Source organism: Paracoccus sp. C2R09 (assembly GCF_018860625.1).
Taxonomy (GTDB): domain Bacteria; phylum Pseudomonadota; class Alphaproteobacteria; order Rhodobacterales; family Rhodobacteraceae; genus Paracoccus.
On sequence record NZ_JAHKQB010000024.1, the window covers coordinates 63,029 to 74,640 of the forward strand.

At 65.5% G+C, this 11,612-nt stretch carries 9 protein-coding genes; 2 read left to right on the forward strand and 7 right to left on the reverse strand.

Annotated elements, in window-relative coordinates; genetic code table 11:
- Nucleotide 1 precedes the first annotated feature (1 nt).
- The 3 genes from KO490_RS09640 to KO490_RS09650 are packed head-to-tail and all read right to left on the reverse strand — an operon-like array spanning nucleotide 2 to nucleotide 3,304.
- A complete protein-coding gene (locus KO490_RS09640) occupies nucleotides 2-1,024 on the reverse strand; it encodes a hypothetical protein (RefSeq protein WP_216019211.1) in 1,023 nt (340 codons plus the stop codon).
- Nucleotides 1,021-2,259, reverse strand: coding sequence for a polysaccharide biosynthesis/export family protein (locus tag KO490_RS09645; protein WP_216019212.1), 1,239 nt, complete (start codon nucleotides 2,257-2,259; stop codon nucleotides 1,021-1,023). Before KO490_RS09645 ends, KO490_RS09640 begins: the two co-directional genes overlap by 4 nt.
- Nucleotide 2,260: 1 nt before the next feature.
- On the reverse strand, nucleotides 2,261-3,304 hold the full coding sequence (locus KO490_RS09650) for a glycosyltransferase (RefSeq protein ID WP_216019213.1): 1,044 nt from the start codon (nucleotides 3,302-3,304) through the stop codon (nucleotides 2,261-2,263).
- Nucleotides 3,305-3,515: 211 nt separating this feature from the next.
- Here KO490_RS09650 and KO490_RS09655 point away from each other — a divergent pair, with 211 nt between their 5' ends.
- Together KO490_RS09655 and KO490_RS09660 are read left to right on the forward strand one after the other, a co-directional pair.
- A complete protein-coding gene (locus KO490_RS09655) occupies nucleotides 3,516-4,463 on the forward strand; it encodes a glycosyltransferase (protein ID WP_216019214.1) in 948 nt (315 codons plus the stop codon).
- Nucleotides 4,456-5,604, forward strand: coding sequence for a glycosyltransferase family 4 protein (locus KO490_RS09660; protein ID WP_216019215.1), 1,149 nt, complete (start codon nucleotides 4,456-4,458; stop codon nucleotides 5,602-5,604). The genes KO490_RS09655 and KO490_RS09660 overlap by 8 nt, the downstream gene beginning before the upstream one ends.
- 4 nt (nucleotides 5,605-5,608) lie before the next feature.
- Here the strand turns inward: KO490_RS09660 and KO490_RS09665 are convergent, their stop codons facing one another.
- The 4 genes from KO490_RS09665 to KO490_RS09680 form a co-directional block, all read right to left on the reverse strand.
- Complete coding sequence (locus KO490_RS09665) at nucleotides 5,609-7,075, reverse strand: cellulase family glycosylhydrolase (RefSeq protein ID WP_216019216.1); 1,467 nt, start codon at nucleotides 7,073-7,075, stop codon at nucleotides 5,609-5,611.
- A 197-nt stretch (nucleotides 7,076-7,272) separates the two neighbouring features.
- A complete protein-coding gene (locus KO490_RS09670; protein ID WP_216019217.1) occupies nucleotides 7,273-9,030 on the reverse strand; it encodes an ABC transporter ATP-binding protein in 1,758 nt (585 codons plus the stop codon).
- Nucleotides 9,027-9,986, reverse strand: coding sequence for an acetamidase/formamidase family protein (locus KO490_RS09675; protein ID WP_216019218.1), 960 nt, complete (start codon nucleotides 9,984-9,986; stop codon nucleotides 9,027-9,029). Before KO490_RS09675 ends, KO490_RS09670 begins: the two co-directional genes overlap by 4 nt.
- A gap of 5 nt (nucleotides 9,987-9,991) precedes the next feature.
- Entirely contained in the window at nucleotides 9,992-11,611 is a 1,620-nt protein-coding gene (locus KO490_RS09680) for an ABC transporter substrate-binding protein (protein ID WP_216019219.1), read from the reverse strand.
- Nucleotide 11,612: the final 1 nt, after the last annotated feature.

Consider the following 11,612-nt stretch of genomic DNA (forward strand, 5'->3'; position numbering starts at 1 on the left):
CTTACGCATTCCCCCGCTGCCGCCGCCGCCATGCATCGCGCAGGATGGCAAGCGATGCCCCTGCCAGGAAACCCGCCACCAGGCCCAGCACCAGGATCACCGGCTTGGCATTGAACCCCGATGGTCCAAGCGGCACGACCGCGGGCGCGAACAGCTGGACGGTCAGTTCGGGCGATCCGATGCGGCTCTGGATCTGTCGGTGTTCCAGAAGCATCCGCTCGTAGACCGCAGCCGTGGCCTCGACCTCGCGCTCGGCCTCGCGCTGTTCGGCATAGATATCGGCGCTGGTATCGATCGCCTCGTCCTGCTTCTGCCCCGTCAGCGTCTCGAAGCGCATGGATTGCAGGCGCACCCTTTCGCGTGTCGCCTGCGCACGGCGTTCGGCCTGGCGCAGGTTGTTCGTCAGCTCCTCGATCTCTCCGTCCAGATTGGCCAGCATCTGACGATAGAGTTCCAGCCGCAGGTCCGATCGCAGGCGCAGATACCCGTCCGCCACGGCATTCGCTACCGCCGCCGACAGCTCCGCGCTTTCAGAATTGTAGCTGATCTGAACGACATAGGAACGTCCGCTGTTGCTGACATCCAGGTTGTGCGAGATCTGGCGGATCAGCATGGCGCGACGAAGTTCCTCGTCATCGGCGGCCTCGGGCGGGAACTCGACCGTGGCGGTCAGTTCCTCGCGCAGTTCGGGCGACAGGGTGTCCAACGCATGCCCTATGGCCACCGGCGTCGAGATCGTCTCGACGATGGTGGCCGTCACGGAATCGTCGGTGACCGTTGTGGCCTGTGTCTCGTCCAGGGTGACAAAGCCCGACTTGTCCGCATCCGAGATCAGCTTGGCCGTCGCCGAGTAGCTGTCGGGCATCATCTTCGCGACGCCGAAGGCCCCCGCGCCGCCCAGCACGGTCAGGGTCACGACCAGCAGCGGGCTGCGCCGGATGGCGCCGAACACGTCGGCCAGCGTGAATGCCCCCCGTGGCCTGGTCGTGGGCGCGTCCGCCGGAAAGCTGGAATAGTTCATCATTCGGTTCCTTGCACCCTGCCCGCCGCCTGCTGCGAAGCCCCGACACCCGATATCGGGATCAGGGGCGCAAGGGCGTCCGGCAGGTTCACCTCGATCATGTCGCCGGGCCGCAACGGACGGTCCATTTCCGCGGCTACCGGCTCGCGGGCGCCCCCACCCGCAGGATAGAGCGTCACCTGCGCGATGTCGCGTCCCGCATTGCCCATCTGCGCAAGCTGCGCGCGAATGCCTTCGAACCGCGCCCGAAGCACCGCAACGGATGCCTGCGTTTCTCGGATCTCCTCGCGCAGCGCGGCCTCGCGGCGGGCGTCGAAGCGGTCGATCTCGTGCAGGACGGCTTCGCGTTGACGTCGCACGTCGGCGATATGCGCGGCGGTTTCCGCGCGGTTCCCCCGCAGCGTGTCCAATGTCCGGTATTCCTCGGATACGCGGGTCTGCGGCGTCAATCCACGGTCCTGCATATCGACATAGCGCGCCACCTCGGCGGACTGCTGATCGACCAGCGCCTGTTCGTGGCGGCCCTGCTGGACCAGCTGCTCGATCCGTTCGGTCACGATCCCCAGGTCGCGCTGCAGATAGGCGCGCTGCGCCTCGTCCTCTTCGCGCGCGGCGACAAGCTGCGCCTGGACCGAGGCAAGGACCTGTTCCGATCCGGTCCCGCCAAGCCCCCGGACATCCGGCAGCACCGGCGTGGCATCGCCGTTCAGCTGCGCCTCGGCGCGCGCAAGGACCGCCTGCCTGTCGCGCAGTTCGGCCGCCACCGCGTCGCGTTCTCCGCGCAGACGGATCACCTCGTCGATCTGCGGGCGCAGTGTTCCCAAGCCGCCGGCAAGGGCGATCGCATGCCGCACGGTCATCCCGCCCTCGTAGGGCACGGCGCCGGGACTGCCCACATCGCCGCCGACGACAACGGGGCGGACGGCGATGACGCCCACGGTCACCTGCGCGTCCAGCATGATCTCCAACCCGGCCAGACGACGTTCGATATCCGCGGCGACCTCGGGGGCGGTCATGCCCGACACCTCGACCTGCCCCAGGGGGGGGAATGCGATGCGCCCGTCGATATCGACCACAAGCTCTCGGGTCATCTCGGGGACGCGAAAGATGTCGATCCTCAGGGTCTCACCCTGCCCGATCCGGTATTCCGCCTGCGCAGGCATGGCCGCCGCGACGATGGCGCCCAGGATCAGTGCAGGCATCCGCAGAGGGCTGGCAAACAGGGCATGTCCCAGCATCTCATGCCCCCTGCATGGTTGGCGGCGTGCCCTGTTTGCCCGATTTCGCATCATCGCAGAATGCCTGCGCCCGCGCATCCAGATCGCGCCAGCGGTCCAGTTGCGCGGCCAGTGCCGGATCGACCGCGGCATCCGCCCCCGATTTCGCACGATACCCCCGCCGCATCCGGGCATAGAGCGCGGGCCCTGCCAACATGCTCAGCGCCCTCCGCGCCGTTTCCCGCGGCGATACCGGCGGCACGAGACTGCGGGCCAATGCCACGAACGCCTCTCGGTTTCGCCCGGAATCCGCAAGGCGCCAGACCCGATCCTGCAGGTGATAGCCGCTTTTTGCGGCCGCTGACCAATCCCCGGATTCGCGCCGATACCATGCATGGGATCTGTCCGCGGTCTCTCGGCCGTTGGTCAGGCGCGTGGGACTGGGGCTTTCCTCCTTGATGACGCCGGGCTCGGGGTCGACCTGAAAGGACGCCCCCGCGCGATCCAGCCGCATCGCCAGATCGGTGTCCTGGTTCACGCGCAGTTCCTCGTTCCAGGGGCAATCCAGCACCATCTGGCGTGGCATGTTCAGCATCGAGGTCTGCACCCGCCCCATGTCGCGATAGGCGTAATCGACAAGCGTGCTGCCATCCCGCCAGGGAGGTTGATAGGGGTGACGGATCTCTCCGTCGATATGCAGCAGCGCCGCGCTGATCAGGACGGTCTTCTCGGTTCCCGGCTGCGCAAAGAAATCGCGGATCCGGTCGTGGCGCCCCGGCATCCAGACATCGTCCGAATCGAGGAAGCTGACATGCGTCCCCGTGGCCTCGCGCACGCCGCGATTGCGCGCCGCGCCGCCACGCATCCGGACGGGCTGTCGAAAGATGAGGACGCCTTCTGCCTGCAGCCGCCCGTATTCTGCGGACAGATCGGCCTGTGAACAATCGTCGACCACGACGATCTCGGCCTCGGGACTGTCGTCGCGAACCGATTGGACCGCGCGGACCAGCGATACCGCGCGGTCGAGGTTTGGGATCACGACCGAAAGCTTGAACTGATCGAACATGTGAATCGAAACTCGCTACTGCTTCAGGCATCATTAACCGATATCTGGATTAATTCCAGATTGACATGCAAGCCGCCCGCACGATTTAAGATGAATGCCCAAGATACGACCTGCGAAAATACCCGCCGTGATTGTATCTGAATATGAACAATAGCCTTTTCGCTGCATTGCAGCAAAAATTTGCAGAAATGTTATGTGCAGGGATATGTGAATGCCCGACGATTTCGGTGGCCAGGATCGGATTGATGCGGGGTTGCCGTATTTTTCGATCGTGATTCCCGTATTTAACCGTGCGGATCGAATCGGGCGGACGATCGATTCCTGCATTGCGCAGCGTTTTGCCGATTTCGAGATTATCGTCGTCGATGACGGTTCGACGGACGGAACGTCCGATCTGGTCGAGGCAATGCAAGATATCCGCATTCGCTGTATCAGGCAGGCAAATGCGGGCGCGTCCGCCGCGCGCAACAAGGGGGCGCAGGAAGCAGGCGGAAGCTTCCTCGCATTTCTCGATTCAGATGACGAATTCCTGTCCGAAAAGCTGGCCAGCATCCATGACGCGATCCATGCTGATGGCGATGCTGACGGAACGGTCTGGTACTCCCCTCTCTTCTTCGACCGGGGCGAGGGGAACCGGATGGTCAAGCCGCCGCGCCCCATCGGTGATGATGAACCCGTGGGGGACTATCTTTTTGCCGATGACGGGCTGATGCAGACATCCACGCTCGTGGTGCCGCGCGCGCTGTTCCTGCAGGTGCAGTTCGACCCGACGCTGCGCTGCCTCGAGGACCTGGACCTCTGCCTGCGCCTGGAAGAGGCGGGGGCCAGGTTCCGCATGGTCCCCGAGCCGCTGGTCACCTGGCATGACGACACGCCGGTGGGCAGGCTGAGCTATACCACCTCGACCGCCGAACTGCGCGAATGGGCGGATATGCAATCGGACCGGCTGACGCCGCGGGCCAGGCGGGGATACCTCGCGCGGTTCCTGGCACCCCAGATCCTGCGCAGCCGACCGCTTCAGGGGGCCTCGATGCTGGCGGCGGCGGTTCGTCACGGCAGTTTGACGCCCAAGCGCGCCGCGATGCTGCTGGCACGGGGCGGCGCGCCGGGCCTGTATGGCCGGTTGCGCGACCGCCTGACCCGGGCACGCAATGCCTGAGGCCTCCCGCAAGCCCGCCCATGTGGTCCATGTCACCGAGGCCCCTCTGGGGGGGGTCGTGTCCTATCTGGACGAACTGCTTGGCGCGCAGCTGCGGTCGGACCCGGACATGCGGATCGACCTGATCACGCCAGAGATCAACCGCGACGCCCTGTCCGATCTGGATGGCGACAATTTCCGGATGATCGCCTTCGATTACGGTGGCAGGTCACCCCTGGCGCTGATGAAGCTGGCCGCGACGACCTTGCGCCATGTGCGCCGAACCCGGCCGGACATCCTGCATATCCACTCGACCTTCGCCGGGGCCGCGATCCGCGTGCTGAAGCCCCTGATGCCGAAGCGCACCCGCGTCATCTATTGCCCGCATGGCTGGGCCTTCGCCCGCACGGGGTCCGGCCTGTCACGCCGGGGCTTCGCGGCCATCGAACGCGGGCTTGCGCGATGCTGCGACAGCATTGTCTGCATCTCGGACCACGAACGGCGCGAGGCCGGAGCCCATGGCATCCCGTCGGACCGCCTTGTCGTCGTGGAAAACGGCATCAGCCCGCGCGCATCCGTTTCGACCCCGACTGAACGCCAGGGAACCCGCCGACTGATCGCCTTTGCCGGGCGCTTCGACCGGCAGAAGGGTTTCGACACCTTCCTCGATGTCATGCGCCAGCTGCGGGACGAGGCAGACGCCATCGCCATCGGCAGCATCATCACGTCGAAGGGCGACATGCCCGAAATTCCGGACAACGTGCAGATCCTTGGATGGCAGAGCCGCGCGGCGGTGTTCGACCTCTATCGCCGCGCGGACCTGCTGCTGGTTCCGTCGCGGTGGGAGGGGTTCGGCCTTGTGGCCGCCGAGGCGATGCAGGCGGGGACGGCAGTATTCGCCAGCTGTGTCGGCGGACTTCAGGACATCGTGCTGGACGGGGAAACCGGGCGCCTGTTCGAACCAGACGATGCCGCCGGGATCGTGCGGCTGATCCGCATGGCCTCGGATGACGACCTGACGCGCTTCGGGCGCAATGGGCGCAACCGTTACCTAGCGCGCTATACTGCGGAACGCATGGCCGCTGATATGGCAGCGCTCTATGCGGCATTGCTGCGGCAGGATGCCGGGCACCGTGACGCCCGACATCGGTTTCAGGAATGACCCGTCAGAGGATGAAATCCGCTTCGCTCAGGTGATGCTGACCTTCCAGAACGATGCTGATTTCGAACCCGGCACCCTTGTTGACATTGGCCTGCACATAGGTCCGGTCGTTCGCCGCGTCGACATAGACGCCCAGATCGCCCGCATCCTTCAGCCAATCGGACCCGATGAAGTCGAAATCCTGTTGGCCCGCGCTGGTCGTATCCGCATCGATGGCCGACAGGTCGATGACATCGCCATCCTCCCAGTCGCGGATGTTGTGCCACATTCCGGCCCGGTCGAAGACGAAGCTGTCGGCGCCTGCACCCCCGGTCAGCGTGTCCTGCCCGCCGCCGCCGCTCAGCACGTCGTCGCCATCGCCGCCCTGCAGGCGATCGTTCCCGTTGGTGCCCGTGATCGTCACGCCCGCCGAAACCGGCTCGACCGCGGCTTCCTTCTCGACGGACTGCGCCTCGGGCTGATCCTCCGCCTCGGTCACCGACGCGACTTCAGACGGGGCCGGGGTCGGGGCCGGCGAAACCACCTTCTCGGATTCCACGGCATTGCCCAGTTCGGCAAAGACATCATAGGCCGCGCGCGTGTTTCCGTCGCCGTCCCGAAGACCGAAACCCGGTTCGAAATCCGAATCCTCGTACGAGAACCACATGATCGGGCCGGCCCAATCGCTGTCCTGGGCAAGCTCCACCGCCTCGCGCAGCATCTCGGCGGCCTCGGCTTCGGTCACGGTCACGCCGCTGCCCTCCGTCTTGGCGCCGAATTCGGTGATCCAGACCTGCTTGTCCGCGTCACCCTCGGCGATCATGGTATCGCGGATGCCGTCCTCCATGATCTGCCAGCCGTTCCACGCCTTGTCGCTGCTGGGCATCAGGGGGAAGCTGTAGGGGTGGTATCCGACCGCGTCGAAATGATCCTGGCCCCCGGCATCGTAGATCTGCTGCAGGTAATCGACCGCGCCCCACATCCCGCCTCCGGTCGAGGGAACGGCGGCCAGACCGCCGGTGATCACCACATCGTCCGCATCGACCGCCTTGATCGCGTCATAGGCCTTTTCCAGCACCTTCGCGTAATCGTCAGGGGCGATGCCTGCCTTGTTCTGCTCGTTCAGGATCTCCCAATGGTCGACCGTGGTATCGTAGCGTTCGGCGGCTGCCGCGGCAAAGCGGCCGAAGGCCTCCTGATCGGCGGCGGTGGACAGCGTGTCGCCGACCCAATCGGGCGTGTTGTTCAGCACTGCCGTGATCGCAATGCCGCTTTCCTCGATTGCGCCGAAGACGCGGTCGACCAGGGTCCAGTCGAAGCCGCCATTCTCGGTCGGCTGGACAAGGCTCCAATGGATGTCGAGCCTGACCCAGTCCACCCCCAGTTCGACATAGTCCTGTAGCTCGGCCTCCATCTCGGCGGTCGAATTCCCCAGCAATTCTCCGAACGGAGTGGCAAGGCCCAACTGGCCCGGCGTGATATCGATTGGCATGCGCTGCTTTTCCTCAGGTCGTTTTCATCTGGCCGAGCCACCTAGCGCGTCGCCCCTTAAGAGTCAGTAAAGCCTGGCCCGCAGCGGCGGCATGCTGCCGAACCGCCGGCGGATTGCCGCGCAACCATGGGTTGTATGCTGCAGGAAGGACAGCTTGACATCGCGATCTGCCGCCGTGGACACGCCTGCCGGCATGTTCACTGCGCCACCAGATGCCCTTCGCCCATGTCGCGCAGCGGCACCGATGCAGGCCGCGTGCCCATCGGATGGATCGGCGACGGGATCTCTCGGGGTGGGGATGGCACCCGCATGCCCCTCTGCGCGGGATCCGGGACGGGCACCGCGTTCAGGATCCGCTTCGTATAGGGGTGACGCGGATCGCCGAAGACCTGGTCGCGGCTGCCCATCTCGACGATCTGGCCCAGATACATCACGGCGACGCGGTCGACGACATTCTCGACCACGGCCATGTCATGGCTGATGAACAGATAGGACATGCCCAGCTCGGCCTTCAGTTCCTCCAGAAGGGTCAGCACGCGCGCCTGGACCGACACGTCCAGCGCCGACACGCTCTCGTCGCAGATGATCAGCCTAGGTTTCAACGCCAGCGCCCGCGCGACGCAGATCCGCTGCCGTTGCCCGCCCGAGAATTCATGCGGATAGCGGGACATCTGATCGCGCGTCAGGCCCACGCGCTCGAACAGCTCGGCGGCGCGCGCCTGTCTTGCGGCATGATCGCCGATCCCATGGATGAGCAGCGGTTCCGCCACGGCATCGCCGACCTTCATCCGCGGGTCCAGCGCGGCCATCGGATCCTGGAACACCATCTGCATGTCGCGGCACCCGGCCTTGCGCGCCGCGCGCGAGGATCTGTCGATGACGGCACCCTGAACCTCGATCCGGCCGCCATGCGGAACCAGACCGGTCAGCGCCTTCGCGATCGTGGATTTCCCGCAACCGCTCTCGCCCACCAGGCCGAAGGTCTCGCCGGGGCGGATGTCGAAGCTGACGCCGTTCACCGCATGAACCTGATGGGTCGGGCGTCCGATCAGGTTCGCCCCGATGTCGAACCGGACCGAGACATCGGTCAGTCGCGCGACGGGCTGCGGCGTTTCCGGCGGGGCCGGCATGGCGCGCAGCCTGCCCGCGCCCAGACGCGGCACCGCGGCCAGCAATTCGCGCGTATATGATGCGCGCGGCGCATCGAATATCCGGGCGGTCGGGCCGCTTTCGACCATGCGCCCGGCCTGCATGACGACGACCCGGTCGGCGGTTTCGGCCACCACCCCCATGTCATGGGTGATCAGGATCACCGCGGTGCCGGTTTCCCGCTGCAGGTCGCGCAGCAGATCGAGCACTTCTTGCTGGACAGTCACATCCAGCGCGGTCGTCGGCTCATCCGCGATCAGCAGCGCGGGCCGAAGCGCAAGGGCCATCGCGATCATCACCCGCTGACGCATGCCGCCTGACAATTCGTGCGGATACTGCCCCATGCGTCGTTCGGGTTCGGGAATGCGGACCTGGCGCAGCGCCTCGGTCGCCGCCTGCCGGGCCTTGCGCCGCGACACGGGTTCGTGCGCGCGGATCGCCTCGGTCAGCTGGGTGCCGATGGTCTGGACCGGGTTCAACGAGGTCATGGGTTCCTGAAAGATCATCGCGATACGCGACCCGCGCATTTCGCGCAGCCGGGCTTCGGACAGGGCGCCCAGATCGGTCCCGTCCAGCAGCATCTGCCCCGCGCTGACCGTCACGTTGTTGGGCAGCAGCCCCATCAGCGCAAGCGATGTGATCGACTTGCCCGACCCGCTCTCGCCCGCGATGGCCAATGTCTCGCCCGGATGCAGGTCGAAATCCAGATCCGCGACGAGGGGACGCAGAACCCCCCTGTCGCGGACCGAGACCGTCAGCCCGCGCACCGACAGAAGCGGCGCCTTTCCTTGATCCGCCACGCTCATTCGAAGACGGACCGCGGGAAATAGAACGAGACGACCCAGTTCGGCATGTCCACGATTTCCGAGATCCGCAGATCGCCGCAGGTGGATACCAGCATATAGGCATCGACCGCCGCCATCCCGTGCTGCGCGCAAAGCAGATCGACCATCTGTTCGACCGCCTGCCTTGCACCCGTCATCAGGTCGGGGCCGATGCCGGTGGTGACCTCGTATCCCTTGGCATCCAGATGGCGCGTGACGGGTCCGGGCGTGGTGAAGCGCGGCATCTTCAGGTTCGCGCCCTTGACCAGGTCCAGCGTCAGCGTCACGTCCATCGGGCTTTCGATGGCCGTTCCGCAGACCTCGCCATCGCCCTGTGCCGCATGCGTATCACCGACCGAGAACAGTGCGCCCGCGACCTCCACCGGCAGATACAATGTCGTTCCCCTGGCCAGATCGCGGATATCGAGGTTTCCGCCCGTGCGACGCGGCGGGACGATGGAATGCAGCCCCGGTTCGGCCTGTGCCACGCCAATGGTCCCGGTAAAGGGCTTCAGGGCCACCTTGCCATGTTCCCCCCACAGCGCGGGGGTCAGGGTGTCGGCATCGTATTTCCAGATGGTCAGCGCAGGATCCGTGAACTGATCGGCCAGAAGGCCGAAGCCGGGGATGTTGGCGGTCCAGCCCCAGGCGCTGCCCTCCTGCCGGCGGGGCGCGAAATGATCCAACGTGATCTTCAGCGCATCGCCGGGCTCGGCCCCATCGACATGGATGGGGCCGGATACCGGGTTGATCTTGCTGAAATCCAGCGCGGCGACATCCGCCACCGTGCTCGACGGGCCAAGCTGGCCCGCCGATGAATCCATGCAGTTGAACAGGATCGTCGATCCCGGCGCGACCGTCTCGACCGGGGCAATGGAATTGTCCCAGCCGAAATGATGCTGCGCGCCGTGGATGGTATAGTTGCAGTGCTTGCACATGGGTCTTACTCGGTCACATAGACGTAATCGTAGTTCACGGGGATCGAGACCGGATCGACATAGAGCGCGTCATCGCCCCCCATGCGCGCCGATTTCATCGTATAGCGCTGTTCGTTGAAGACGGGCACCCAGGGGGCTTCGGCCATCACGTTCTGATAGACCTGCGACCACATCTCGAGCCGCGCGGGGTCGGACGGATCCATCATGCTGTCGGCCTCGGTCGCCATGGCGTCGATCTCCTCATTGCAGAACTTGGACCAGTTCCAGCCACCGTCCCCGGTTCCAGCACATCCGAGGATCGGGCCATAGAAGTTTGAAGGATCAGGGAAATCCGCGATCCATGCCATGCCGCCCGACCAGATCATCGGTGCCTCGCCCGCGCCGCCGGCCTCGATCACATTGGCCTGGGCCAGGCTGCGGATCTCGACATCGACGCCGATGCCCTTCAGGTCCTGCTGGATCGCCTGGGCGATGCGCGGGTTGGGATCGGTGTTCATCACATAGAGCTGCGTGGTGAAGCCGTCCTCCATCCCGGCCTCGGCCAGCTTGGCCTTGGCGGCCTCGGGGTCGTACGCAAAGCCCTCGAACCCTTCGGTATAGCCCGGCATCGAGGGCGGCAGAGGCTGGTTGGCGGGAACCGCGCGACCGTTGATGATCTGGACGATGCGCTCCTTGTTGATGGCCATGTTCACGGCCTCGCGCACGGGCAGCTGGTCGAAGGGCGCCTGTGCGACGTTCAGCGTGATATAGCCGGTATGCAGCTGGCCGCCCTCGACGACGCGCGCGGCCTGGTCGGGATCGGCCATCACCTCTTGGAACTTGGCGGGAGGGATGCCGTCGCCCGGCACGTCCACCTCGCCCTGCTGCAGGCGCAGCAGGGCGACGATCGGCTCCTGCCCCACCTCGAAGGTGACGCCGTCCAGATAAGGCACGCCGTCGCGCCAGTAATCCTCGTTCCTCTGGAATGTCAGGCGCTGGCCGATGGTCCATTCGCCAAGGCTGAAGGCACCCGTTCCGACGGGGTTCTTCCCGAAATCAGCGCCGAATTCCTCGACCGCCTCGCGGGGGACGACGGATGCGAAGTTCAGCGCCATGACATGCAGGAAGGTCGCATCGGGCCGCGACAGGGTGATGCGCAGGGTCAGCGGATCGACGACCTCGACGCCGGACAGGCCCTCGGCCTCGCCCGCCGTCACGGCATCGAAGCCCGCGATCGAGGCGAAGAAGCCCGCGCCGGGGGATTGGGTTGCGGGATCGGTCACGCGGTCCAGCGAATACTTCACGTCCTCGGCCGTCATCTCGCGGCCATTGTGGAAGGTCACGCCGGAACGCAGCGTGAAGGTGAAGACGGTGCCGTCCTCGGACACCTCGTAGCTTTCGGCAAGGCCCGGACGCAGCTCGGTCGTGCCGGGAACATAGTCCATCAGCCCGTCGAACAGCGACTTGATCATCGACCAGTTCTGCCAGTCATAGCCGATGGCCGGATCCAGCGTGGCCACGTCGTCCTTGTAGGTGACGGTGATCGTGCCGCCCGGCGTCGCATCCGGGTCGGGCGCATAGTCCTGTGCCATCGCGGGCAGCGCCATGACGCCCATCAGCGCCGAGGAAAGAAGCAGTTTCTTCATC